This window comes from Thermodesulfitimonas autotrophica, from assembly GCF_003815015.1.
Taxonomy (GTDB): domain Bacteria; phylum Bacillota; class Desulfotomaculia; order Desulfotomaculales; family Ammonificaceae; genus Thermodesulfitimonas; species Thermodesulfitimonas autotrophica.
This window is the reverse complement of sequence record NZ_RKRE01000003.1, coordinates 310,202-335,686: the sequence shown is the minus strand read 5'-3', so window position 1 is coordinate 335,686 and position 25,485 is coordinate 310,202. Positions and strand designations below refer to the sequence as shown.

Below are 25,485 nucleotides of genomic sequence, written 5' to 3'. Positions count from 1 at the left end.
CTCTTGCCGGCCGCGTTTTTCTTTGGGCACGGTCAGGCGAAGAAGAGCATCAGCCGGTGGACGATAAAAGTAAGCAGGAAAGCCAGGCCGAGCGGCAACAGAATACCTAACAACGTATAGCGCAAGCTTCCGGTCTCCTGGTAGATCGTGCAGGCAGTGTAGGCGCAAGGCGAATAGAGCATGTAGAAGAGAAGGAACTTGAACGCCGTCAGGGGAGACCATGCGGCCGCCAGATATTTTTCCACCGGACCGTGCTGCGCCAGACTAGTGCCGAGATCCCTCGCTACCGCCAGCGTCCCGATAACCGTTTCCTTGGCCGGCAGGGCATAGGCCAGAGCAACCAACGTGGCGCCGTCAAGGCCTATAAAGCGCCCTGCGGGCTCAAAAAACCGGGCCAGCCTGGCGGTGATGGTGCCATCCGGCGCACCGCCCGGATAGTTCGAAAAAAACCAGACGCTGAGAACCACCGGCGTGGTCACCAGGACGGCCCGTACCAGTACGTGGGCCACCTGTTCGCGCAGCACCCGGCGGGTGATGGTAGACAGCCGGGGTAGGCGGTAAGACGGCAGTTCGAGTATAAAGCCCGGAGCCGGACCGCGAAGGACGCGGTTCAGGATCACGCCGGAAAGCGCCACGGCAGCCCCGCTCAGGATGAGCAGGCCGAGCACCACCCAGCTACCGTTTTTACCGAAGAAAAGGAGCGCCAGCGGCAGCATCACCCCTAGGCGACCATTACAAGGTACCAAGCTGTTTGTGAGGATGCCGATCAAGCGGTGCTTCCCGCTCATTATCCGGCAGGACATGATCCCGGGTATGTTACAGCCTAGGCCCATCATGCAGGTGACGCTGTGTTTCCCCTGCAGCCCTACGGCCCGCAGCGGCCGGTCGAGATTAAAGGCGAAGCGCGGGATAAAACCGCTGTCTTCGAGAATAGCAAAGAGGATGAAAAAGATGGTCATTGTCGGCAGCATCACCGCAACGACCGCACCGACTCCGCCCAACAGGCCATCAACCAGTGCTCTCTTGAGCCAGAAGGGTACACCCCCCGTTGCCAGCACCACTTCGAACCGGTGCGCTACCGCAGCAAAGAACTTCTGGAGCAATGCCGTAAGCGGTGCCGCACCAAACATGGTGAGCGCAACCACCGCCGCAAAAAAAGCGGCCATTACCGGGAAAGCCCAGAAACGGTGGGTGACAACCGCATCGATCCGGGACGAAGTCAGGATCTCGGTTCGCTTACTTTTTACCGGCGTCAGCACCGCGGTACTCAGTTCCTGGGCCTGCCGGTAAAAAGCGCGGGCAATAAGCAGGGCGGGCTCTTCTACCAGTCTCTCTCTCAAGGCAGCAGCCAGCGCCGCTACCCTCCCGCCACCCGGTAGCGCCAAAAGGGCTTCGGCCTGCCCGTCCCCCGCAAGCAGCCGGGCCGCCAGCCAGCGGGCTTGGTACCGATCGAGCGCGACGCCCCTGGCCGCGGGATTCGCTACGGCCCACTCCCGGAGCGCACCCGCAAGCGTCTCCACCGCCGCCTCTAACTCGCCGTAATCCACCCGCGGGCTGACCCTCGCCTTGCCGCAGGCTACGGCTAACGCCGTCGCCAGAAGGTCACGAACCCCTGCCTTACGGGCGGCCGATAGAGGGACAACCGGGACTCCCAACAGGTCGGCAAGTTTCGCGGCGTTGATCTTCAAACCCCGGGCGACCGCCGCGTCCATCATGTTGAGGGCTATTACCACCCGGCCGGTAAGCTCCAACACCTCAAGTACAAAATATAGGTTCCGCTCGAGATTCGTAGCGTCCACAACGACGATCACCACGTCCGCCAGCCGCTGCAACAGGAACGCCCTGGCGATTTCCTCCTCCGGTGACCCCCCTGCCAGACTGTAGGTGCCCGGCAGGTCAACCACCTGCAAGGAGGTCCTGCCGACCCGCAGTCTCCCTTCGGAAACCGCCACCGTCTTTCCCGGCCAGTTACCGGTATGCCGGTTCTGGCGTGTCAAGAGATTAAACAGGGTGCTCTTCCCGACGTTGGGGTTGCCGGCCAGCGCCACAGTGAGGAACTTTTCAGCCACCCTCTCCCGGGCGGCCAGAATGGCACTCAACCGGATGCGCGCGACCCCTGCCTTCATTTAACCAATCTCCTCGACCAAAATCGTCGCCGCCTCCTGCCGCCGCAGCGCCAGGCAGTACCCCCGCACCAGATAAGCCACCGGATCCCCGAACGGTGCCCGGCGGACCACCGCCACTACCGTCCCGGGGACAAGCCCCAGCGCCAGTAGGCGCCGGTAAAGTACCCCCTCTTTAACCGCCGCGATCCTTCCCCGCTTACCGGGCGAGAGAGTATCAAGCGTTACCAGACGCCGCAAAGCTGCCATCCCTCCGTTTCCCCAGTAGCAAAATTTTCGGCGCCATAGGGGACGCTCTATCCCCCAACCTCCCACTCCTTTCATCCATCTTATGTCCTAATCTGGGGACCGTGATTTGTCCGGAAGAAAAAGCAAAAAGGCCCCCTTCGGAGCCTTTGGCTATGCGTGCGTCCGCAGTGATTGAAGAAGCTCTATTCTTTGTGGTTTTACGACTGCAAAAGCAAGCTAGCTGCCCTGGCTCTCGTCATGCAGGTAGTAGGCTACAACCGCAGCTACCACACCTACAACCGCCAGAACTGCCGGGAAAATTACACCAACCAGAACCGCCGGGCCGCTCGTTTCCATTATCTGCCCCACCTCCAAAAGTTTGCCCTGTTCTCCTGACGTTGGCGAAAAGTTTTCTTGCGGTAAAAATTTTTTTCGCCACCGGCAAAATTTTTCCTGCCTCACCTTAAGAAAAATTTACTTCGGTGCCCGGCGCCAGCCCTGGCGCAAGGTAATCGAAAGGATCGGTGCTTAACAGCCGCACCACGCGGCCACGACCGGGCGCCGTTTCCTCTACCAGCACCGGGACGCCGCGGATGACAGCCTCCCGGTACCGTCTTACTGGTTCCGTCCCCGCGAGAACAAGCTCCAGCGGGATGGGCGTATACAGGACCATTCTATCCGCCTCCACCACGTAAATCACTGGATAGGCACCGGCCTCTGCTGCCGCGCCGCGTCGATCAGCTCCCGGAGTTTCGCCATCGCCCGGCCAATACCGCCCACCTCGTCAATCAGGCCGCACTCGACCGCCTCCCGGCCGATGAGGACCGTCCCGATATCCCGCGCCAGCTCCCCGCTGCGGAACATCATTTCCCGGAGGCGCCACTCGTCAATCTGCGAGTGCTTCACCACAAAGCGGATCACCCGGTCCTGCATCTTCTCAAGGTACTCCCAGGTCTGCGGCACGCCGATCACCAGTCCCGCCAGCCGGATCGGGTGGATCGTCATGCTGGCCGTCTCCGTAATGAAAGAGTAGCGCGCCGCCACGGCCACAGGAACACCTATTGAATGTCCCCCTCCTAAAACCAGGGAAACGGTCGGTTTCGACAGCGAGGCTACCATTTCGGCGATCGCCAAGCCGGCCTCCACGTCACCCCCGACGGTATTCAGAATGAGGAGCACCCCTTCGATGTCCGGGTGCTGCTCAAGAGCCACGAGCTGCGGCAGGATATGCTCGTACCTGGTGGTTTTGTTCTGCGGCGGCAGCACCATGTGCCCCTCGATCTGCCCCACAATCGTCAGGCAGTGGATGTTGCTCCGAACCTGCGGGATAACCGCGCTACCTAATTCCTTGAGCAATGCCAGGGCCACATCGCGCTCGCGATCGGGCTGCTCCCGGACCGGCTGAACTTCCACTTTTCCCCTCCTTAAGGCTTTAGGCGGTGGTCCCCCAACCCCAGTAATCTCAGGAACAAATTCGTCTATTATTATGACCCGATAAAGACCAAAAACTCTTCTTTCTCGCCGGCAGGGAGATGGCCGGCCTTTACCCCCAAACACTTATTACCATAATAAGGGCTTATCTTTTTCGACAGGAAGAGGCGCGGACCTGCCGAATCATTTACATAGGGAGTCGTTGCCCATCAAACCAACTGCGGCGAAACATTTTGATTAGGTGGTCCTGCCGGTGAACGCCAAAGCCTTTGTTCCTAAGCTTTTACAGCTGATCTTGCTGGTCGGAAGTGCGCTGGCCGGTGCCATTATTTTTATCTGGGCCTTCGGGCCAGCCCAGTACCAAATCGACGGCTTCCGGGTAGCGGCTGCCGTGCGTCCCGCGAAAACCGGGCAGACGGTCGTGGAGTTGCCGCCGCTCGGGACGCTCACTGCGCGGACCCACGCCTTCCCGGTTGAGTGCCGTCTCACTCTCCTTAAGGTGGAAGAAAGGACGGTGACCGCCGCCCTCCAGAACCCCGACCTCTCCCTGCTCTGGGAAAAGCTCCGGCATGATGCCGGAGACGCGCTTAAGTCCTTCGTGCTCCGCCAGTTCGCTTGCGGAGCTCTGGGAGCCCTCTTTTTCACCTGGCCGCTTCTGCGCCTTCCCCTGCGCCGGCTCTGGCTCCCGCCTTTAACCGGGCTTCTGACAGCCGCCGCGTTATTGGGCCCGGTTTATCTCACTTACCAGCCAGAGGCCTTCAAGCACCCTGCCTACAGCGGCATCATCGAGGCCGCTCCCAGGATTCTCGCGCTCAGTGAAAACCTGGTAAGCGGTTTCCAAGAACTCAACGCCCGGGCCCCAGAACTGATCGCGAACCTCCAGGAACTCTTTCAGCGCGCCGACACGCTGAATAACTTTTCCCTGCAAGACGGCGACACCCGGCTGCTTCTTGTCTCCGACATCCACAACAATCCGGTGGCGCTGGTGCTCGCCCGGGAACTGGCCACCCGCTTCGCTGTGAGCGCCATCCTTGATGCCGGCGATTTAACCGATCTCGGCCTGCCGCTGGAGCTCAACCTCGTCGAAGGGATTGGCAAGCTGCCGGTCCCTTACGTTCTGGCGCCCGGAAACCACGACTCCCCCGCGGTAATGGAGGCTCTGGCCGCCCGGCCGCACGTGTACGTCTTGTGCGGGCGGGTAGTAAACATCGCCGGCCTTAAGATTCTCGGCGCCCCCGACCCGTCAGCCTACCGCCCCACGCCCAAGGTCAACAGCGCCGCGCAGGAGGAGGCGGAACTTAAAGCCCTGGCCGCGCAGCTAGCCGCAACGCTTAAGCGGTCTCCCACCCGGGTGGATGTGCTCGTGGTCCATAACCCAGCGGTGGCCCGCCGCTTCCGCGGCCAAGTGCCGCTCATTGTCTGCGGCCATACCCACGAGCCAGCGGTAGAAGGAGATACCGCTTCGCTACTCCTTAACCCCGGAACTACCGGCGCCGCCGGCATCAGGGGGTTGCAGAGCGCCACCGAGGTTCCTTATACCGCAATGATCGTGCACCTTAACCGCCAAAAACAGCCGGTGGCCGTAGACATCATCACCTACGGCCCGCGCGCGGGAAGCTTCCGCGTCGAGCACCGGCTTATCCCCGCCCCCACGCCACCCTGTGCCTTGCCGCGCCAACCGCAAGTATCGCTTTGGCACCGGTAAGCGTAAGACCGCCGCTACGGCCGGGGAGAAAAACTGAAAAACGCTCGCCTTACCCCTTAACCGGCAGTTTGACCGGCTTTCCTGCCGTCTTCTCCTGCCGCGGTTTCTTGCATACCGTTCAGCAGCGCGTGGATCACCGCGCTTTTCTCCGGTGCGCCCGCAGCCTCTCCCCGGGCCGCACTGGGGGTAAACGCTACCGGGATCGTACGTAACAGAATCTTGAGGTCCAGGAGGAAGGAGTAGTTGCGAATGTAATAAAGGTCGTAGCGGAGCTTGTCCTCGGGCGACGTGGTGTAGCGCCCGTAGATCTGCGCCATTCCCGTAAGACCGGGTTTGACCAGGTGGCGGTAGTGGTAGGCGGGATGGGCCCTGACAAATTCGTCCACGAAAACCGGCCGCTCGGGACGCGGCCCTACGAGGCTCATCTCTCCCTTCAGCACGTTGACCAACTGGGGCAACTCGTCGAGTCGCGTAGCGCGCAAGAATTTTCCGATACGGGTTATCCGTGGGTCGTCGGCCTGCGCCAGCACAGGCCCGGTCTCTTTTTCAGCGTCGGGGATCATGGTGCGAAATTTGAGCAGCCTAAAAACCTGGCCCCGGTAACCGACCCGCTCCTGAACGTAAAAAACGGGCCCGGGGGAAGATAAGCGTACGAGCAGCGCGGTTACCAAAAGGAGCGGAGCGGTAACCACTAAAAGGAAGAGGGCCACACCAAGATCGAAGATCCGTTTGCCGCCGGCCTGCAGGAGCGACAGCCGCAATTCTTCAACCTGAAGCACCGGGAGGTCGTCAAGCTCGATCACCCGCGCGCCGGTCAGCATCACCTCGTAAAGCTCAGGAACCAGGTAAACCTCCCGCCCGGCCTCAAGCGCCGCGGCCACCGCTGCCGCCTTTACCGTTGCTGGCACCCCTGGCGCTACTACCACGCCCTCAGCCGCCGCGAGCGCTTCTTTCAAAGCCGGGCTTTCAGGCCCGGTCACGCTCCGGATGTAAAAAAGGCTCCGGGGTAGGCCGAGCAGCTTCTCGAGCACAGGGCGGACCGCCTCGCCGGCGCCCACTACCACCAGCCCCCGCCGCCCGTGCAGGTAACAATCTATCCGGTAGCAAAGGCCGCGCCAGATTAAAAGCCCCGCAAACTGGCCGCAGGCCCCGAGCAGGAGAACACTCCGCGGGAAGGCGAACCCCCGCACCCAGAAGGCAACCGCCGCCGTTGCCAGGGCGACCCCTACAACCGCCGGGATGAGGGCCCGCATCACGGAAACCAGACCGTTCAGACGCCGCTCGTATAGCCCGAGCCCCGCAAAAAGCAAAAGGGCCGTCACGCTCACCCACGGCAGGGTGCTGCGCCAGGCTGCTATGTTCGCCTGGGGGAGAGAACCGCCAAAACGCAGGTAAAAGACGAGCAGAAGGGTTAAGTGCAAAACCGCCAGGTCTCCAGCAGCAACCACCCAGATGGGTAGCCGCCGCAGCAGCCTCTTTTCCATTGACCTCGCCGCCGGTTTTTTCGTGAATTTTCTACATAAGTTCGCCGCCGGAGCCCGCTTTTCCTCCCGGCGCTCCGGCAAGATACCGTTGGTAAATCTGGGCCACCTGCGCGACCACCTTTTCTATCGCGTAGGGTTCAAGTCGCCGGCGCCCCGCCGCGCCCATCCGGAGGGCGCCCTCGCGGTTGCGCAGCAGACGCAGCACCGCCGCCGCCGTTCCCGCCACGTCGCCCACCCGTACCAAATAGCCGGTTTCCCCGTCCACCACCAGGTCCCTGTTGCCACGCACATCCGTCGCCACCACCGGTCTACCCGCCGCCATCGCTTCGAGGATCACCCGCGGCAGGCCCTCCCGCTTCGAGGTAAGCACCACCGCGTCGGCCACTGACAGAAGCGCGGGGATATCGCGGTAAAAACCCAAAAACCTTACGTGCGCCGCTATGCCTAACTGCGCCGCCAGCCCTTCGAGCACGCGGCGCCGCTCCCCTTCCCCCGCAACCAGCAGCACCGCTTCGGGGAGCTCCCGGACCACAAGCCGCCAGGCGCGGAAGATCTGCTCGTGGTTTTTAACCCTGCTCAGCTCGGCGACCACTGCCGCCACGGGTGTTTCCGGCTGCAAACCAAATTCCTGCCGCCGTTTTACCGCCTCGCCGGGCGGAAGCGTGAAAGCGGCGGCATCTACCCCTACACCGGGAACCAGGAAAACCGCGCCCCGCACGGGGAGGCGCTTTGCCCTCGCGTAGTCCTCCGGGTTTAAAAGGATCAACCCGTCGGTCCACCGCGCCGCCAACCATTCCAACGGAAAATAAAGGAGCCAGTTCACAAGCGGCGCCCCGCGGAAAAAGTGAAAGCCGTGCGCCGTGTAGAGAACCGGGCGGAAACGGCGCAGCCGCAGCACGAGCCGCGCTATAAACGCGGCCACGGGGGTGTGGACGTGAACCAGGGCGTAAGACTCCTGTCGGCAAAGCCGCCAGAGTGCTACGCCCGCCCGCAGGTTCTGGCGGGAGAAAGGTCGCCGCTCGAAAGGGACGGGGTGAAGCCGCACGCCCAAAGAAGCAAAGGACGCCGCTTCCCCTGCCGGGTTGCAGGCAACGTCAACCGCGTAGCCCCATTCCTGCAAGAGGCGGAAATAAGGCTGGTGAAAGGCGAGCAGGTGGCGGGCCACCGTCGCCACGAAAAGAACCCGGGGCCTACCCATAAGGACACGCCTCCTACCGGCGGGCGAGGTAGCGCCGGAGCGCATCCTCCCAAGGCGGCAACTGGTAACCGATAACCTCTTTCAGGGGGAAATTATCGAGGACGGCGTAGCGCGGGCGCCGCGCCGGGCGGGGAAAGTCGGCAGTAGCGCAAGGCACCAACTTCGCCCGGCTGCCGCTCAACTCTAAAATCGCCCGGGCAAAGCGGTACCACGTGGTCTCACCGCTATTGGTGACGTGAAAAGTGCCGCGGGCACCGGCCAGGATGAGATCCGCTATCGCCCGCGCGGCGTCGGGAGCGTAGGTCGGCGCCCCGTACTGGTCGTCCACCACCTTGAGTTCTTCCGCCTCACCGGCACGCTTGAGGATTGTTCCCACAAAGTGCCTCCCGCCCGGCCCGAAAAGCCAGCTGATCCTCACAATAAGGTAGTCACCGCCCGTCTCGCGGACAGCCGCCTCCCCCCACCACTTGCTCTCGCCGTAGCGGTTAACGGGGCGCGCCGGATCGTAGACGTGATACGGGCTGCCCTTTTCGCCGTCGAAAATATAATCGGTGCTTATATGCACCAGTCTCACCCCGTTCGCCCGGCACAGGGCGGCCAGCTCCTTAACCGCCAGCCCGTTTACTAAGAAGGCCTCCCGGGGATTTTCTTCCGCCCCGTCCACATTCGTATAAGCGGCACAGTTGACCAAGACCGCCGGGCGGTACTCCCGCAGCGCCTCGGCCACCGCCGGCGTAGAGGTGATGTCGAGTTGCTGGCGGGTGAGTCCCGCTACCTTGTTTCCCCGCGCCGCAAACTCAGCCACTACCGCCCGCGCCAGCATTCCCGCCGCCCCGGTTACAAGAATTCGCATTAAAAATTCACGCCTCCTTACCCGTCTACCCAGGCCAGCCGGGGCGGGGCTTCAATCAGCCCGGCCCGGTAGCCCCGGTCCAAAAGCGCCGCCACCGCTCGCCGCCCGACCTCACCCAGATCAAGCGTCCACTCATTCACGTACATCCCGACAAAACGGTCCGCCTCGTTCCGTTTCAGCCCCCGCGCGAAAGTGAGCGCGTGCGCCAGCGCCTCCTCCCGGTGCGCCAAGGCCCAGGCAATCGCCTCCCGTAAAATGCCGTTGATCAGGGCGGCCCGCGCCGCGTGGCGCCGGTGGATAACATTCCCCCCGAGGGGGAGGGGCAAACCCGTTTCCTCCCGCCACCAAGCGCCGAGATCGACAATCTTTTTTAAGCCCTCCCGGGCGTAGGTAAGCTGGCCTTCGTGAATCAAGAGCCCCGCTTCGACCGCGCCGGAGGCAACCGCCGGGCCGATCGCGTCAAAAGGCATGGCTACGGTTTCCCAGGCCGGCCGCCAGAGCTTCAGCGTTAGGTAGGCCGTGGTAAGTTTTCCCGGCACGGCTACCACCGCCGGCTCTTTTCCTTCCGGAAAATCTTCGCGCACCACGACCAGCGGGCCGTAACCGTCACCCACGCTCGCCCCGCAGGGAAGGAGCAGGTAATTTTCCGCCACATAGGGATAGGCGTGGAAGGAAATCGCGGAGACGTCGTAAACCCCCTCACATGCCGCCCGGTTAAGGCTTTCGATATCCTGGAGGACGTGCGTGAAACGGTATCCTTCCGTAGCGATCTTCCCGAGCGCCAAAGCGGAAAACATGAAGGCGTCGTCGGCATCCGGGCTGTGCGCCAGCGTGAGTTCCAAGAAAAACCGCTCCCTTCTTTTTACCCGACATTATAACACAGGCCCGCGCATTTTGAACTACCCACCAGCCTTCCCGCGACCGCCCCGGGGTTGACTGCCCCGGCGTACCCGCCCCATAATATAATCACCACCAAGCGCCTAAGGAGCAAATAATGTTTGGCTTTAACCCCTTCAGCGCGGAAAGCCTTGGCGCCATTCACCAGCGCATCAAAGAACTGCGGGCGCAGTTCCCGGAACTGAGCCGGGAAGAGCTCGCCTGGGGCCTCATCCGGGAAAAATGCTGGTGGTGCGCCATTGCCGGGGCGCTTACCGCCCTGCCGGCGGTTATGCCCGGACTCGGAACTCTGATCGCGCTGCTCAGTGGCGCGGCCGTGGACATCACCATTCTTGGCTTCGCCGTCACCCGCCTTGTTCTCGAACTGGCCACCCTCTACGGCCGCGACCCGGCAACCCTCGAAGCCCAGCGGGAAGCTTTTATGGCCTTTGCGCTCGCTGCTGGGATCCACACGGTCAACCAGCGCCTAAGCCGCCTGGCGGCGGCCCAGCTTTCCAGGCAGCTCACCGCCGAACTCACCGAAAAGGTCCTCCTGGGGCTGGGGGTACGCGCCAGCCAGCGCCAACTCGTCCCCCGCCTCTTGCCGTTCGCCGGAATATTCGTTGCGGGAATAATCAACTACTTTTTCGCGCGGGCCATCGGGGCCAAAGTCCTCAAGTTTTACCGCGAGAGGAGCGGTGAGGAAAACGGACCGGTGATCGACGTCACCGCCCTCTAACGCCGGAAGAACTTCACCAAAAGCGCCCCCGAAAGGAAGCCCCCGATGTGCGCCCACCAGGCAACGGTCTGCCCCGGTATCGCCAGGGAAGCAACGCCGTTCAAAAGCTGCATCGCGAACCAGAGGAAAAGGAAGAGCACCGCGGGCAGTTCGACCAGGGTAATGAAAAAGAAAATGGGGACGAGGCTTAAAACCCGCGAACGGGGGAAACTCACGAAGTAGGCGCCCAGGACACCCGCCACCGCCCCGCTGGCCCCGATCGTCGGGACCGTCGTGCCCGGATTGGCCAGGACGTGAGCAAGACTCCCGGCAAAACCAGCCAGCAAGTAGAAAAGAAGAAAGCGCCCGCGACCCATCGCATCCTCAACATTATCCCCGAAGACCCAGAGATAGAGCATGTTGCCGAGGACATGAAACCAGCCCCCGTGGAGAAACATGGCGGTCAGGAAAGGGATATAGGTGCCAAGACTCAAGGGATGGTAAATAAGGGCCGGCAGGTCTCGCGCCGGCACCACTCCGTAAGTCCGCGCTAACATCTGGAGCTCTGCTTCGGAAAGGGAAGCCTCATGGAGAAAGATAAGGATATTGGCGGCGATAAGCGCCACGGTTACGACCGGGAAGGTCCGGGAGCGAATGGTATCACGTAGCGGTATCATTTTCCCCTCCGCGAATTGCCGTTTATAAAATGATACCACCCCAGGACCGGGGTGTTACATAGAACTCGGGGAAAATTTTGGCCGGCATAACTCTTCGCGACCGCTAATCCCCAGCAGATCTTTGCCCGCAACTTTCTGGGCGCGAGGTTTCTACAGCCGCACCGTTTCCTACTTCCCCACCCTCGCTCCGGTAAACCTTCCCGGTGATGCTCCCACCCCCTCGGTCGGCACGCCCGCTTTTCCTTGTAACCTGCCGTTCGGACATCCCGGGACCGTATACCTTCTCCCGCACGCCTTCTTCCGGACGCAGCTTCGCCGCACCCCGTCTCTCTTCTAACCCCTGTTTTTCTTCTTGCAAACGCCCTCCGGTAACTCCCTCCGGCGGCTTTGCCCCGTCCCGAGACGGCCGCCGTAATCCGCCCGCGCCGCCGGGCTGTGCCTTCCCTGCGCCGGTTTTTTCTTCGACCGGATTCCCTTCGGGCGCCCCTGCCTCATCTCGCCCGTGCTCCTCTTTCTCCCGGACGGCAGCCCACCGCCCGATTTTTGCCGGCACCACGACTACCCCATCCTGCTGGCCCGCCCGCACCAGTTCCTCGACGGGAACCCGCCGGTGCGCCTCGAGCCGCGCCAGGCCCTCCCGCTTCAGTTCCTGCACCGTCACCGGCTTCCCGGCACGGGACGCACCCATTTTAAGCACGTATCTCCCCGGCGAGAGCCCCAACCGGTGGGCTTCCTCTCGGTATTTTGCCGGCACGGCCGTAGCCACCACCTTAACCTGTAGGTCTCTTTTCGCCACCGCCTGCCCGGCCGCTTGTGCCAGATCGGCCGCCCGCGGCACCGGTTCACCCTCCCGCACCGGCACCACCGTAAGCAACACCACGCCCTCCCGCCGGGCGCTCACATAACCCAGTTCCGCCGCACGGCAGATGAGCGCTTTAACCGCCTCGGTCACCGGCAGGCCGCGCAACTTTACCCCTGCCGTCAGGCGCACGGCATCGCCGTTCAAGGCCTCAACCCGAACCACCCGCTCCTGCCGGTCGAGCCCCAATTCAAGGCTCGGGTTGATATCGAGGGCCACGTAGGCCACGGGAGTAGGCAGGAAATAGCGGTACAGCCCCAGACCGATAAAAACGACCGTTAGCGCCGCCGCTATAGAGAGAAGCCACCAGCGTACCGCAGGGACACCAGTGAGCGTTATCTCCGCCCCCACTTCCGCTGCGGGAGAAGGAACAAAACGGAAATCGCCGTCGGGGGTAAGAACGATTCCGTTGCCGTTTTTCTCCAAAAGCAGCCCCTTTTCCCGGCGTCTCATCCTTCTCCCCCTTTCCTGTTAACAGTACTTGAGATGCCCGTAAAGGTAAGTGAACTCTTCCGGCTGTCCTAAAATCAAGCTTACCGCCAAGATGTACCGGCGTCCCCGTTCAAGGGTTTTGCGGGGTACGCCAGTCAAGAGCGCGAGCTCGTTGAGGGGAACGCGCTTCTTCTCCATTAAGTACCGGAAGAGCTCCCGGTTTTCCGCCAGCACCCGGGCCACCCGGAGAAGGTTGGCCCGGGCATCCCGGTGTTTGGGCGCCGCCGCTACCAGATCACGGAAGCTTAAGCCGAACTCGGCGAGCAGCTTGCGGTACCGCTCGATCTCTTCGCGCCGTTCCCTGAGCAACTCCTCCTCAGTGAAGCGTTCCCGCGCGACCTGTCCGACCGCCGCCCCTCCCGCCGCCGCGATTTCCTCAAGGCTTTCCGCCGCCACCCGCCCTTCCCGCCGGTAAAAATCTGCAATCCGGCTTCTAATGACCAGGCGAGCGAAGGCCAAAAAAGGCACCCCCCGGTCCTCATCGTAGGAATCGACCGCCTCGTTGAAGGCGATCAGGGCGATACTCGCCGCATCGTCACTCCACGTCAGCGGTTGTCGCGAGCACGCGGCGGCTACGCTCAAGATAAAGTGCCGGTGGCGCGCTAACAATTCCTCCCGCGCCTGCCGGTCGCCGCGCCGCGCCCGGTGCAGCAGTTCTTCCCTAATCCTTAGCTCCTCCACCCGGCTACACCTCGTTTGCCGTCACCGCAAACCCTCATTTCATCTTTTCGCCGGGCAGCGTCCATCTCCTTCCTTCCCAACGGACTCCGGGCACTCGCGCGGGCAACCGGTAAACCGCCTCTTTCTCCTCTCGACTCTGGAATTCGCTTGGCGGCTGCCGCTTTCTGGGGGTAGGCAGCCGCGAACCTGAAGGCTATTGTCCAGCAGCGGCAATAAGGGGTAAATTATTTCTTAGAGAGGAGACTTGCGTCCGTGCGCACCGGAATCGCTAACCTGCCACTTCACGCCGGGAAGTGCCCCCGCTGGCTCTTCGAGAAGATGGTGGCGCTCAGCCAGACCATCGTTGAACTCTTAGTGGTTGAAGCCGGACCAGCCGAAGTTTTGCGGCGGCTGAGCGACCCTTTCTGGTTCCAGGCCTTCGGCTGCGTCCTCGGCTTTGACTGGCACTCCTCGGGGCTCACCACCACCGTCTGCGGCGCCTTAAAAGAAGCCGTGCGGGGCTGTGAGCGGGACCTCGGCCTCTTCGTCTGCGGCGGCAAAGGAGCGACGGCGTTTAAAACCCCGGAGGAGATCCTGCGGCTTGGCGCCCGGCACCCCCTCAAGGCGAACCCGGAAGACTTGGTGCGTGCTTCCCGCCTCGCCGCCAAAGTGGACCAGGCGGCGGTCCAAGATGGCTATGACCTCTACCACCATACCTTCATCTTCTCGTCGCAGGGGACCTGGGTAGTGATCCAGCAGGGGATGAATGCGGCCGCCCGGCGCGCGCGCCGCTACCACTGGCTTTCGGAGGCCTGCCGCGATTTCGTCGTCGAACCCCACACAGCAGTTTGCTGCGACGTCAGGGGTTTAACCCTCAACCTCGTGGCTCAAGAAAGTGAAGCCGCCCGCCAGAGCCTGCCGGCACTCACGCGAGAGCGGCCGGAGAAGCTGGTGGCCGACATCAAACGCATCCACGACCGGATACTTGACCTGCCCGACCGGCACCAGTTGCTCCTCGAAGACCTCGACCCCGGGCGCCTGAAAACCGTCTTTGAAAAAAGCTACGATCGCGCGCCCCAAGACTTCGTCGCTTTGTTAGAAACTCCGGGTGTAGGTCCGCGGGGCATCAGGGCGCTCAGCCTCATTGCGGAACTCGTCTACGGAACGCCGCTCAGCTACCGGGACCCGGCCCGTTTCGCCTTTGCCCACGGCGGCAAAGACGGCACTCCCTACCCCGTAGACCGGGCCACCTACGAACACAGCATCCGGGTCTTGAAGCGGGCGGTGGAGCAGTCCCGCCTCGGGTACAGCGAAAAACGGCAGGCCCTGGCCCGGCTCGCCCGCTACGAAGGCTTATAAGGCCTGGTGCAAAATCTCTTTCAGCTCCGGACGGGTAACGCGCCGGGGATTTGTCTTGAGGGAATTTGCCGGCAGGGTGGCTTCCACCAGTTCGTCGATATCCGCCTCTTTCACGCCCAGCGCACCAATCCGGGACGGTAGCCCTAACTTCTCCACCAGCCGGCGGACGTACGCCACAAAACGGGTCGCCGCCGCAGTCGTATCCGTCCCCGGCGGCACCACACCAGCCACCACCGCCAGGGCGGCGTACTTCTCCTCCACTAACGGCAGGTTAAAGGCCATGATGTGGGGGAGGAGCACCCCGCAGACAAGCCCGTGCGGCTGATTATAGCGAACGCCGATCGTATGGGCGAGCGCGTGGACCGCCCCCACGCCGGCGTTCTGAATGGCCATTCCCGATAGGAAACTTCCCTGCATTACCCGCTCCCGCGCGTCCCGGTTCCTTCCCACGCGGTAGGCGGTATGGATATTCTGAACAATCAACCGGACGGCCTCGCAACTCACCGCGTTACTCAAGGGGTTGGCAAAACGGTAGGTATAAGCCTCAATCGCGTGGGTGAGGGCATCCAAGCCCGCCCGCGCCGTAAGCTCCCGGGATTGCGCCATCGTTAAAATCGGGTCCACCACGGCCACCTCAGGCAGCCAGAAGGGGTGGCGCAGGCTCTGTTTCTTCTTCGCTTCCCGGTCGATCAGCACCGCGTTGGTTGTCGCCTCGGAACCGCTTCCTGCGGTGGTGGGCACCGCAATCCAGGGAAACCTATGTTTCGTTATCTCGCGCCCGTAAAAGTAGTCTTTCACCGGGCCCTCTTCGTAAAAAAGACCCGCCGCCGCCTTAACCGCATCAAGCACGCTGCCGCCGCCAACCGCCACCATGACCGCACATTTCTCCTGGCGCGCGCACTCCCGCACCGCCTCAACCGTGTCGAGCGTAGGCTCCGGATCCACCTGGTCGAAAAAGGCAACCTCAATCTTCGCCGCCACAAAGGGCGTGGTCACCCGCTCGAAGTTTCCGGTTTCCTTGAGGCTGCGCCGCCCCGTCACCAGCAAAACCTTTTTCCCGAAACGTCGCGCTTCTTCGCCCAGGCGATAAGTGCTTCCGGGCCCAAAAAGAACGCGCTGCGGCAGGTACAGATCAAAAAGCAACTACACCAAACCCCTTTCGCCCCAGATATCAATCTTTTCTCGCGCCCCGCACTTTCTATCCCCTAAACATACTTCCTTATGTCTTCGAGGCTCCGCCGCCCGGGCCTCTTCTCCGCAGAAGCCTCCGGATAGCCGAGCGCCACCAGCGCCACCGGGCGAAGCTCCGCCGGTATCCCGATGCACTGGCGCACCTGGTTCTCGTCAAAGGCCCCAACCCAACAGGAGCCAAGCCCGTACGCGGTCGCCGCCAGCAAGATGTTTTGCGTCGCCGCCGCCGTATCCTGGATACAGTAAAGGTGCCGGCCCCGCTCCCCGTAATACTGTGCGGAGCGGGCAGGTTCAGCGCAGACCACGATCACGACCGGCGCCGCCGCGATAAAACCCTGATTCAGCGCCGCCGCCGCCAGGCAACGCCGCCGTCCGGGATCGGTAACCACATAAAAAAACCAGGGCTGCAGGTTTCCTGCTGAAGGCGCCCAGCGGGCAGCTTCTATGAGATTCTCGATCACCTCCCGCGCCACCGGCTCGTTCTTGAAACGGCGCACCGACGCCCGTTCCGTAATTACCCGCACCACTTTGGCGGGCATTTTCTCACCACCCCTCTTTCTATTATTTTGCACTCCGGGTAACTAGTCCTGCTAAAAGTTTCGCAACCCGGGGGAAAGAAACGCCAAAACGCGCCGATAACTATTTTGGAAACCTCGGAAGCAGGAGAATCTTGGTTTGAAGGAAACTCTTTGGCGTCACTTATTTCTCTTTCTGCTAATTTCTGGTCTTCTGCTCTTCATCGTGACCGCCTTTAGCGGCGGGATTAGCGATCCCGATACCTGGTGGCATCTGGCGGCGGGAAAGTATATTGTGCAAACCCGCTCTGTACCGCATGCGGACCCTTTCTCCTGGACCGTAGCGGGGAAGCCCTGGGTTACGCACGAGTGGCTCGCGGAGGTTCTTCTTTACCTCGCTTATGCTGCCGGGCAATTCTGGGGGGTGCTCTCCTTCCTCCTCGCGGTGGCCAGTGTGCTCTTTCTCCTTTACTGGCGGCTGTTGACCACGGCAAAAGGCCCTTTTTTCGTTGCCGCGCTGGTGCTGCTCATCACGGGCGAAATGCTCTATCCTTTCCTCGAGCTTAGACCCCAGGTAATCTCCTACGCCCTTTTCGTTGCCTTTCTTCACGTCCTCCACCGCTACGACCGGGGAGAGGACCGCCTCTTCCTCCTCCCGCTGCTCACAGCACTGTGGGCCAACAATCACGGCTCCTTTTTCTTAGGGCCGGCGCTTCTGCTTCTTTATACCTGCTGCGGCCTGGTCCCACTCCGGCACGAGAAACTCGCCAGGCGGCACCACGATAAAATGGCCCTGGCGCGGCTTCTTCTGGTATTGGCTCTCTGTGTGGCCGCTGCTGCCCTTAACCCGAACGGCGGCAAGCTTCTCGTTTACCCGTTCAGCACCATCGGCGCGAGTGAAATGATGGATAACATCCAGGAGTGGCTCTCCCCGGACTTTCACAACCCTTATAACCAGCTCTTCCTCGTTTACTATCTGGGCACCTTTTTGCTCCTGCTCCTCACCCCGCAGCGCATCCGCCTCTTTGACCTCGCGCTCTTCCTGCTTTGCGGCGCCGCCGCCTTCACTCACGCCCGCTTCATCGCCTACGCGCTGTTAGTCAACGGCCTCCTCTGGGCTAACTACTGCCGGCCCGAATTGCGCTGGAAAACCCACCTTAAAGGCGCGGTGAAATACGCTCTCCTTCCCGCGCTCCTCGTGCTCTACGCTGTAATTCTGACGGGCAGGACGCCGCCCCAGAACCCGGTTGATTACCGTTTTGCCAACCCGCAGGAATACCCGGTCAAGGCCCTCGCCTACCTGAAGGAGCATCCCCTGAAGGGGAAAATGCTCAACTACTACGGCTGGGGCGGCTACCTCATCTGGAACCGTCCTGGGGAAAAGGTTTTCATCGACGGCCGGGCAGACGTTTACTTCCCTAAAGTCTTTGATGATTACCGCCGGATTACCCGCCTCGAGCCGGAGGCACCGGCGTTGCTTGAAGCTTATGGTATCGACTACGTGCTTATGCCCGCTGCTGCAGCGCTGGTGCAGGCTTTACGCTTCGCGCCCGCCTGGGAAACCTACTACGCCGACAAAACGGCCGTAATCCTGGTCAAAAAGAAAGGGGGAGCGTCCCGTGCCCGCTGAAAAGTGCACCTTTTCGCTCGTCGTCCCCGTTTACAACGAGGGCCCCAACATTGGCCCTTTCTACGAACGGGTCGCGCGCGTCATGCAGGGGCTCGGCGAGCCCTACGAAATCATTTTTGTGAACGACGGCAGCCAAGACGATACGCTCGACCGGCTCCTTTCCTTGGCGGGAAAAGACCCCCGGGTAAAGGTGATCGACCTCTCCCGGAACTTCGGGAAGGAAATCGCGCTCACCGCCGGGATTGATCACGCCACTGGGGAGGCGGTAATCCCGATCGACGCCGATCTCCAGGACCCCCCCGAACTTATCCCGGAACTGGTGGCCAAGTGGCGGGAAGGCTACGATGTTGTCTACGCCACCCGCCGCGAGCGGGAGGGGGAAAGTTGGCTCAAACGCGCCACCGCCCACCTTTTCTACCGGGTGGTCGAAAAGATTACCCCTATCAAGATCCCGCGGGATACCGGCGATTTCCGGCTGATGAGCAGGCCCGTGGTCGAGGCCCTGAAGCGGCTGCGGGAGCGCAACCGCTTTATGAAGGGACTCTTCGCCTGGGTGGGTTTTAAGCAAACCGCCGTTTACTACCGGCGGGAACGGCGCCACGCCGGGAAAACGAAATGGAACTACTGGAAGCTCTGGAATTTCGCCCTGGAGGGGATTACCTCTTTCAGCTACATCCCGCTCCAGTTCGCCACTTATTTTGGCCTCACGGTCGCCCTTTTCGCTTTTATCTACGCTCTCTTCATTGTCGTGCGTACGCTCCTCTTCGGCCGGGACGTGCCTGGCTACCCCTCCCTCATCACGGTAATCCTCTTCCTTGGCGGCGTGCAGCTCTTCGCCATCGGGATCCTGGGTGAATACATCGGGCGGATTTACAGCGAAGTGAAGCAACGCCCGTTATACATCGTGAAGGGCAGGTACGGCTTTCACCGGATAAGAGAGGCCCAGCGAAGCGAGGGGCACAATAGGACCGCAAAAAAGATAGGCTCGCTCTCGGGGTAGCGAAAAGGTATCGCCCTTCCGGGCGCGAAGAAGAATTTACACGGGGTTACCCGCCGCAAGGTTACCAAATAACCGGAGAGGGTAAAGCATTGAAAAATAGGGCTTTAACGGTTGGCGGCGCCGTCCTCAGCCTCCTTTTACTGGCGGGAGTTTTTTACCGGGTGCGGCCCGCCGTCTTCTGGGCGGCGCTTAAAGAGACGGATCCGGTGGCGCTGGGGTCCTGCGTCTTCTTCTTTGGGGTAAGCTGTCTTGCCCGGGCCGTCATGTGGCGGGTCACGACGCGCCCGCTCCAACCGGTGGGCTTTTCCACCCTCTGCGGCGGCATCATTGTCGGCTACCTGGCCAACAACCTTCTCCCCGCGCGGGCAGGTGAAGTCGTGCGGGCCTACTACCTCGCGCGCCGCACGGGGATACCGGGCCCGGCAGCCTTCGCCACGGTGTGTGTGGAGCGCGTCCTGGACGCTGCCTCACTAGGACTGCTGGTAGCCGCCGCGCTTTTGGTCGGGGTGCGGGGCTTAAGACCGGAAACCGCCCGGCTCACGCTGCTGATTCTCTGCGGCGCCCTGACCGTAGGAGCAGCGGCCTTTGCCGGGTTGCTACGCCTGAGCGAGCGGGCAGTAGGCACGCCCGTGTTCCCCGCTCCCGTTCGCGACGCCCTCGCCTCTTTCACCGGCCCCTTGCGGCCCCTGGGCCGGCCGCGGACGCTGGCGCTTCTCGTTACCTTGAGCCTGCTCGCCTGGGGGGCTAATTACCTTTCTCTCTTGGCTCTGGTTCCCGACGCGGCAGCAAGCAGGCCCCAAGCCGCATTACTCCTCCTCCTTTTTATTAACCTCGGGCTCCTCGTCCCTTCCTCCCCGGGAGCCTTCGGGGTGATGCAGCTCGCCTTCTGGGCGGCCCTGGCCCCTTTCGGGCTGCCAAAAGAGGTCGCGCTGGCGTTATCGCTTGCCTACCAGGGCAGCCTTTACCTTTTCACGCTGGCCCTCGGGCTGCCTTATTACGCCCGGGCCCACATCAGCCTCGGCAAGATAGCGGCTGAGGCAACGGCGCAACAGAAAGAAGACCCTACCCCCGGTGAAGCTGCTACGACGGCGGTGGCAAAGGCGCCCCGCAGCCTTTTCCGGGAGCGGTGATCCTATGCGGCAACTCCTTGACCGGCCGTGGCGGGAAATCCTCCTGGTTTTCGCGGTAGCAAAGGTCTTCCAGGGAGTCTTCGTCTACGCGGGGCACCTCCTCCGCGGCCCGCTTCCTCCGGAAACCTGGCCGGGCGTAGCAAATTGGTGGCTCAACCCCTGGACCGCGTACGACAGCCAGTGGTACCTGGAAATAGCCGCCCGCGGCTACCGGGAACTCACCGCGCCTTTCTTTCCCCTCTACCCGCTCTGGCTCAAAATTTGCGGCCACACGGACGTTACCCGGGCCCTCGCGGGCGTTATCATCTCCAACCTCGCTTTTCTGCTCGCGCTCTACTTTCTGCGCCGCCTGACGCAAGAGGATTTCGACGCCCCAACGGCTAGAGCCGTTGTCTGGGTTGCCGCTTTCTACCCCACCGCGGCCGTCTTTGGCGCCGTGTACACCGAAGCGCTCTTTCTTCTCTTCCTGGTGCTCGCCTTCGCCGCGGCGCGGCGGGAAAAGTGGGCGGCCGCAGGCTTTTGGGGGCTCCTCGCCGGCGCGACGCGGAACTCCGGTCCGGTCATCTTTGCCGTACTCGTGCTCGATTACCTCCACGCGCGGCGCTACAAGCTCAAAGCGCTAAATCTGAAACCGGTGCTCTTCTTAAGCCTGACGCTGGCCGGCCCCCTACTCTTCGGGCTTTACCTTTACTTTCAGTTCGGCGACCCCCTTCTCCCCCTCAAGAGCCAGCATCACTTTTACCGCGACGGTTTTGCCTGGCCCTGGCAGCCCCTTTGCGCCGACCTTAAAGACTTTTGCACGGGGCGGAACCCCAACCCCGTGATTCCCATCAATCTCCTCTTTCTTAGCCTTACCGGCTATTGGGTAATTAGGCGCCGCCGGGCACTCCGGCCCGCCTACCTGCTCCTTCTCCTGGGCGTGGTGCTGATGCACCTCTGCTACCCGCGGGCCAACAGCCCCCACACCATCGGCCTCATCCGCTACCTTTCGGTGCTCTTTCCTTTTCTGCAAATCCTGGCCGCTACCTACCTCGCGGCAACCCGAAAGGTAAAAGGGGCGAAAATCCTCCTCCCCCTCACTTATTTTTTGGTTAACGCCTTCTTTGCTTTTGGTTTTGGGCTTAAAAGCTTCCTCGAATAAGCCGAAAAGAAAAGGAGAGGGATTTTTTCACAGGGGAGTCGTTCACGACGATTTTATCGTCGCCACCGGGAATGAAAATGGCCTTTCCTGCCGTTGTCCCCCGGCTGCGCTGTGCTCCAGTCCGACGAGACATCGGCTCGGTTCGTAGTGAACGACGACCCCGCTCCTGGCGCCGGATACAGTGCTTCTAAAGTACGGTTTAGGAGTAAAGGATCCGGTAAGCCTCGCTCGGGGGAAGGATTTAAAGAGAGGCGCTACTCGCGGGGTCTGTTCACTATACTCACCTTCGCCGTGTCTCGTGGACGGACTTTCGCAGAGCTCGCCTCAGGGACTAACGGCAGCGGCCTTATGAAACTTCGAACGTTGAACTATTAAACTTCGAACTATTTTCGGAGGAGATGCTCTTGTTTCCAAGTGGAGGGACCGTGACCCCACGGCGATACCCGCGCTTTTTCTGGCTTCTCTTCTTTGGTGTACCCGTGCTGACGCTCCTGCCTTACCTGATGCTCTACGCGGCCGCACCCCCCGGCACGACGTTCACCGGGTTTTTCTTTGCCAGCGACGACCTCGAAAGCTACCTCACCGACATGCGCATGGCGGAATACGGGTGGAAGTGGAATTTTATGTTCACCGCCGAAGATACGCGGGGCGGTTACATTTTCCTCTACTACATCTTCTGGGGCAAGCTCGCCCTGTGGCTTCACCTCCCCCTGATCGTCGCCTTCCACCTCGCCCGGATCACTGCCTCGCTTTTGCTCATCCTCGCCGCGTGGCGTTATCTGAACACTTTTTCCCTCCGCGAAGCGGAACGGCGGTGGGGTCTTGTCTTCTTCTGCCTCGCGATTCAGTTCCCCCGCTTCTACGACCGGGAGTGGGGCCTGCTCCTCATCTTTCACCCTGAGTTTTACCCCGCCGCTAACATGCTGCTGCTGCCGCACGTCGCCTTTTCCCAGGCGATGTTCTTATTTGCCGCATATTGCCTGCGGGAGTGGGCCCGCACGCGGAAGGTAAAGTACATTCTCTGCGGGAACGCAGCACTCCTCGGGCTGGTCCTGGTGCACCCGTACATGCTTCTTCCTTACGCGCTTCTCGCGTTACTCACCCTATATTTCCACCGGGGACCCCGGGTGGCTTCTGACCTGCGCGCCCTCGCATCCTTCCTTCTCCTGGCCACCCCCTACCTCGTCTACCTTTACTTCTTGATGCACCAGCCCGATATCCGCGCCTGGCAGGCCCAGAGCGCCACCCTTACCCCTTGGCGTGAAATCCTCACCCGTGACGCCGCCCTCCTCCTGCCCGCGCTCGCAGGGCTCCTGGTTCTGTGGCGCCGCGAAGGCCCGCGCCGCGAAGCGGCCTGCTTCTGGGCGGCCCCCTTTCTCCCGGTGCTCTTCCCGCTCAGCTTCCAGGAAAGGCTCTTGGAGGCGGCCGGCCCCGGTTTCTGTTTCGCCGCCGGCATCGCCGTGGCGGCAGTTGCTTCCTGGTGCCGGACCAGGTGGGGCCCCGTCGTTTTGACCTTAATCCTGCTCGCCCCCCTGTCCGCCGTCTGCCTCACGCCCGTGAACCGCCCTTCGGCGTGGTGCTTTATGCGCCGGGAAGAAGTGGCGCTGCACCGGTGGATAGATGCCCATCTCGGGCGGGAAGATGTGGTGCTGGCAGCGCCCCTTTATAGCCTGCGACTTCCGGCGCGCGCCGGCTGCCGCGTCTGGGCCGGCCACCACGACCAGACGCTTAACGCCAAGGAAAAGCGGCGCAAGGTGGCGCGCTTTTTTGGCGACCCCACCTTCGACCAGGAAGCCTTCCTGCGGGAAAATCATGTCGACTATGTCCTCTGGGATACGGAGAGATGCGCCCTGAAACCGCCAGCGGCACTTGTTCCCGTCGGCCGCTGGGGCAGTTTAATCCTCTTTCGGAACGAAAAGGAAGGCGCCCCTTATCCTCCGAAGCGCGCCGGGAGGAAGGCGAGCCGGTCGCCGGGTTGTGTTCCCGTAGCCGCAACCTTTCCTGCCGGCAGTTCTACTACCCCCTGCGCTTCGCGGACAAAAGGAGTGCAGCGGAAGGGAACCAAGTAGGGAAAGACGGCCACCACACAGCCCGCAAAGTCGTAGAAGACGGCATCTATGGGGAATAGCATAAAGAAGGTATGGATCGCGTTGCAGGGTTCAATGACCAAACCCTCGCTGGGCCCGAGCCCGCGCCGCAAGAGTAAGCCCTTAAGACGCCGCCCGAAAGAGCGCGCCACTTCGGCCTGCTCCGCAAGCACGTTCCCGGAACTCTCGTTCACCACCCGGACGAGCATCCTTGCTCCCTCAAGCTTCTAAAAACCGGAGCGGAAGGCCCGCGCCATGTTGAGGATGGCCGGCCCGAGAAGCACGATAAAGGTGGCGGGGAAAATGAAGAAGACCAAAGGGATCAGCATCTTTACCGGCGCCTTCATCGCCTGTTCATCCGCCCGCTGCCGCCGTTTGAGTCTGATCTCCTGCGCCTGCAGGCGCATCACGTTCGCAAGCTGCACGCCCATCTGCTCGGCCATAAGGATGGCCCCGATAAAAGAGGAAAGCTCTTCGACATCGAGTCGTAAAGCCATATCCCGTAGGGCATCCCGTCGCGGCTTCCCCACCTTTATTTCCTGAAGCATCTGGCGAAACTCCGCTGGCAGCACGCCCTTCATTTTTTCCACCACCTTGAGGATGGCGCCGTCAAAGCCAAGCCCCGCTTCGATGCTCACCGTTAATAAGTCAAGCACATCCGGAAGGGCATCCCGGACCGCCTCCTGGCGCTGCCGGACCTTCTGTCTAAGGAAAAAGTCGGGTAGTAAAAAGCCGAAAACGAGGAGTAGCGTTACAAAAAGAAAGCTTTGGGCCGCCGGCAAACCGCTCAGCCGCCCCAAAAGCAGCCCCACCGCTCCGGATAGAATGGCCATCAGGTACTTCAACACCATAAACTCGGCCGCCGTTAACCCCCCGGGCCTTCCGGCAATCAAGAGCAATTTCTCGATGTTTGCCGTCCTGCCCGCCGGGATATACTGCTTCCCGGCTGCCCCGAGGCGTCTGAGCAAGGGTTTCACTACCCGGTAGTAAAGCGGCTGGCGCAACTCCTGTTCCCTTAAGGTCGCCGGCCCCTCGCCGCCCAACAAAGCGGTTGCCCGGGTTACCACCGCTTCTTCCCCAGCCCGAAAAGCCTGGTAAACCGTCAGCCCCAGCGCGAGGACCGCCAAAAAAACCAGTGTCGCCGTCAGGGTGACCATTTTTGCACCCCCTACACCTTAATGTTCACGATTTTCTTGATCATCAGCGCACCCAGGATCTCCGTGCCGACGGCGATGCCAGCTAACATCATTCCAGTAGGCGTGCTCCAAAGAAACGAAATGTATCCGGGGCTAATGAAGAAAAGTAGTAATGCCAAGCCTACAGGTAACAACCCGATCACCAGCCCGGAGATGCGCCCCTGCGCGGTGAGGGCCCGGATCTCGCCCTTGATACGCACCCGTTCCCTGATCGTCTCCGCGATGGTATCAAGCACCGAAGCTAAATTGCCGCCGACAGTCCGCTGGATGACCACCGCCGTTACCACTAAATCGAGGTCGTCGCTCTTAATCCGGCGCGATAGGTTCATAAGTGCTTCCTCAGTTGCGATCCCGAGGTTCATCTCGGCCAGCGCCTGCCCAAACTCCTTGCTTATCGGGGGGGGCATTTCCCGCCGGACCACTTCCATAGCCTGAAGAAAACCGAAACCCGCCCGCAAGGTGTTGGCCATAACCACCAGAGCGTCGGCGATCTGGGCGTTGAAGGCGTGGAGGCGCCGGACCTGCGCCCGCCGGAGGAGAATGTATGGCAGCGCGGCGCCGATGGCGGCGCCCACCACCCCCGCCGCCAGCCGTTGCGTCATCGCGTAGCTGGCAACACCAAACAAAAACGCCACGCCGCAAACCGCAAGCAAAAACTCCTCCGCCCGGAGGAGAATGTCGGCGCGCGATAGCTCCGCATCGAGGCGCTTCATTAAGCCAAGCGCCGGCCGGAAACTCGTGATGCTGCTCCTGAGCCATTGTAACCCCTGCCGGCCTTTTGCACCTTCGGCGACCGGCAGCTTTCCGGCACCCGCTGCGGTCAACCCCTCAAGCCGCGCCGCAAGCAAGCGGCGCTTAGCCTCGAAGGTTTCCCACAAGGCGAGTCCCGCAAAGAGGCAGGCGAGAAAAACGAAGAGTATTACCATCCTTGG

General features: G+C 61.7%; 23 protein-coding genes. 7 read left to right on the top strand and 16 right to left on the bottom strand.

What is annotated here, in order from left to right; all coding sequences use genetic code 11:
* Window positions 1–32: 32 nt before the first annotated feature.
* The 4 genes from feoB to EDD75_RS09130 form a co-directional block, all read right to left on the bottom strand.
* Window positions 33–2,126, bottom strand: coding sequence for a ferrous iron transport protein B (feoB, locus tag EDD75_RS09145; protein WP_123931330.1), 2,094 nt, complete (start codon window positions 2,124–2,126; stop codon window positions 33–35).
* The gene (locus EDD75_RS09140) at window positions 2,127–2,372 is read right to left on the bottom strand and encodes a FeoA family protein (RefSeq protein WP_123931328.1); all 246 of its coding nucleotides are present in this window, start codon (window positions 2,370–2,372) and stop codon (window positions 2,127–2,129) included.
* Between the two features lie 442 nt (window positions 2,373–2,814).
* A complete protein-coding gene (locus tag EDD75_RS09135) occupies window positions 2,815–3,024 on the bottom strand; it encodes a YlzJ-like family protein (protein WP_123931326.1) in 210 nt (69 codons plus the stop codon).
* Between the two features lie 23 nt (window positions 3,025–3,047).
* A complete protein-coding gene (locus tag EDD75_RS09130; protein WP_123931323.1) occupies window positions 3,048–3,764 on the bottom strand; it encodes a ClpP family protease in 717 nt (238 codons plus the stop codon).
* 271 nt (window positions 3,765–4,035) lie between these two features.
* On the opposite strand from EDD75_RS09130, the gene EDD75_RS09125 reads away from it, so the two are divergent.
* Window positions 4,036–5,487 carry a metallophosphoesterase family protein gene (locus tag EDD75_RS09125; protein WP_170157788.1) on the top strand — a complete coding sequence of 484 codons (1,452 nt, stop codon included), beginning with the start codon at window positions 4,036–4,038 and terminating at the stop codon, window positions 5,485–5,487.
* Between the two features lie 56 nt (window positions 5,488–5,543).
* Here EDD75_RS09125 and EDD75_RS09120 read toward each other — a convergent pair whose 3' ends face one another.
* Genes EDD75_RS09120 through EDD75_RS09105 form a run of 4 tightly spaced genes read right to left on the bottom strand, consistent with a single transcriptional unit; the run spans window position 5,544 to window position 9,864 of the window.
* A complete protein-coding gene (locus EDD75_RS09120) occupies window positions 5,544–6,971 on the bottom strand; it encodes a sugar transferase (protein WP_123931319.1) in 1,428 nt (475 codons plus the stop codon).
* 31 nt (window positions 6,972–7,002) lie between these two features.
* Window positions 7,003–8,169: a glycosyltransferase family 4 protein gene (locus EDD75_RS09115; protein WP_170157787.1), complete on the bottom strand. Its 1,167-nt coding sequence runs from the start codon at window positions 8,167–8,169 to the stop codon at window positions 7,003–7,005.
* Between the two features lie 13 nt (window positions 8,170–8,182).
* A complete protein-coding gene (gene rfbD, locus EDD75_RS09110) occupies window positions 8,183–9,022 on the bottom strand; it encodes a dTDP-4-dehydrorhamnose reductase (protein ID WP_123931315.1) in 840 nt (279 codons plus the stop codon).
* 17 nt (window positions 9,023–9,039) lie between these two features.
* On the bottom strand, window positions 9,040–9,864 hold the full coding sequence (locus EDD75_RS09105; RefSeq protein ID WP_123931313.1) for an MqnA/MqnD/SBP family protein: 825 nt from the start codon (window positions 9,862–9,864) through the stop codon (window positions 9,040–9,042).
* A gap of 152 nt (window positions 9,865–10,016) precedes the next feature.
* Between EDD75_RS09105 and EDD75_RS09100 the strand changes: the two genes are divergently transcribed.
* Window positions 10,017–10,637, top strand: a complete 621-nt coding sequence (locus EDD75_RS09100; protein ID WP_123931311.1) for a hypothetical protein — start codon at window positions 10,017–10,019, stop codon at window positions 10,635–10,637.
* Here EDD75_RS09100 and EDD75_RS09095 read toward each other — a convergent pair.
* The 3 genes from EDD75_RS09095 to sigI form a co-directional block, all read right to left on the bottom strand.
* Window positions 10,634–11,293, bottom strand: a complete 660-nt coding sequence (locus tag EDD75_RS09095) for a rhomboid family intramembrane serine protease (protein ID WP_123931309.1) — start codon at window positions 11,291–11,293, stop codon at window positions 10,634–10,636. The two genes, EDD75_RS09100 and EDD75_RS09095, sit on opposite strands and share 4 nt — an antisense overlap.
* A 103-nt stretch (window positions 11,294–11,396) precedes the next feature.
* Window positions 11,397–12,605 carry an anti-sigma factor domain-containing protein gene (locus EDD75_RS09090; protein ID WP_123931307.1) on the bottom strand — a complete coding sequence of 403 codons (1,209 nt, stop codon included), beginning with the start codon at window positions 12,603–12,605 and terminating at the stop codon, window positions 11,397–11,399.
* A gap of 18 nt (window positions 12,606–12,623) precedes the next feature.
* The gene (sigI, locus tag EDD75_RS09085; RefSeq protein WP_123931305.1) at window positions 12,624–13,325 is read right to left on the bottom strand and encodes an RNA polymerase sigma factor SigI; all 702 of its coding nucleotides are present in this window, start codon (window positions 13,323–13,325) and stop codon (window positions 12,624–12,626) included.
* Between the two features lie 252 nt (window positions 13,326–13,577).
* Here sigI and EDD75_RS09080 point away from each other — a divergent pair, with 252 nt between their 5' ends.
* Window positions 13,578–14,663: a DUF763 domain-containing protein gene (locus tag EDD75_RS09080; protein ID WP_123931303.1), complete on the top strand. Its 1,086-nt coding sequence runs from the start codon at window positions 13,578–13,580 to the stop codon at window positions 14,661–14,663.
* On the opposite strand, the gene EDD75_RS09075 is transcribed toward EDD75_RS09080, so the two are convergent.
* Entirely contained in the window at window positions 14,658–15,806 is a 1,149-nt protein-coding gene (locus EDD75_RS09075; protein ID WP_123931301.1) for an iron-containing alcohol dehydrogenase, read from the bottom strand. The two genes, EDD75_RS09080 and EDD75_RS09075, sit on opposite strands and share 6 nt — an antisense overlap.
* 62 nt (window positions 15,807–15,868) lie before the next feature.
* Window positions 15,869–16,393, bottom strand: coding sequence for a nitroreductase family protein (locus tag EDD75_RS09070; RefSeq protein ID WP_123931299.1), 525 nt, complete (start codon window positions 16,391–16,393; stop codon window positions 15,869–15,871).
* Window positions 16,394–16,529: 136 nt separating this feature from the next.
* Here EDD75_RS09070 and EDD75_RS09065 point away from each other — a divergent pair, with 136 nt between their 5' ends.
* From EDD75_RS09065 to EDD75_RS09050, 4 genes are all read left to right on the top strand, one after another.
* Complete coding sequence (locus tag EDD75_RS09065) at window positions 16,530–17,999, top strand: hypothetical protein (RefSeq protein ID WP_123931297.1); 1,470 nt, start codon at window positions 16,530–16,532, stop codon at window positions 17,997–17,999.
* Window positions 17,989–18,999, top strand: coding sequence for a glycosyltransferase family 2 protein (locus tag EDD75_RS09060; RefSeq protein ID WP_123931295.1), 1,011 nt, complete (start codon window positions 17,989–17,991; stop codon window positions 18,997–18,999). Before EDD75_RS09065 ends, EDD75_RS09060 begins: the two co-directional genes overlap by 11 nt.
* Window positions 19,000–19,088: 89 nt before the next feature.
* On the top strand, window positions 19,089–20,129 hold the full coding sequence (locus EDD75_RS09055) for a lysylphosphatidylglycerol synthase transmembrane domain-containing protein (protein WP_170157786.1): 1,041 nt from the start codon (window positions 19,089–19,091) through the stop codon (window positions 20,127–20,129).
* 4 nt (window positions 20,130–20,133) lie between these two features.
* Window positions 20,134–21,270, top strand: a complete 1,137-nt coding sequence (locus EDD75_RS09050) for a mannosyltransferase family protein (protein ID WP_123931291.1) — start codon at window positions 20,134–20,136, stop codon at window positions 21,268–21,270.
* Window positions 21,271–23,200: 1,930 nt separating this feature from the next.
* Here EDD75_RS09050 and EDD75_RS09045 read toward each other — a convergent pair.
* From EDD75_RS09045 to EDD75_RS09035, 3 genes are read right to left on the bottom strand one after another with little or no spacing between them, the layout of a single operon-like run.
* Complete coding sequence (locus tag EDD75_RS09045) at window positions 23,201–23,566, bottom strand: DUF192 domain-containing protein (RefSeq protein WP_123931289.1); 366 nt, start codon at window positions 23,564–23,566, stop codon at window positions 23,201–23,203.
* A gap of 18 nt (window positions 23,567–23,584) precedes the next feature.
* A complete protein-coding gene (locus EDD75_RS09040; protein ID WP_123931287.1) occupies window positions 23,585–24,514 on the bottom strand; it encodes a type II secretion system F family protein in 930 nt (309 codons plus the stop codon).
* 11 nt (window positions 24,515–24,525) lie between these two features.
* On the bottom strand, window positions 24,526–25,479 hold the full coding sequence (locus EDD75_RS09035) for a type II secretion system F family protein (protein WP_123931285.1): 954 nt from the start codon (window positions 25,477–25,479) through the stop codon (window positions 24,526–24,528).
* Window positions 25,480–25,485 lie beyond the last annotated feature (6 nt).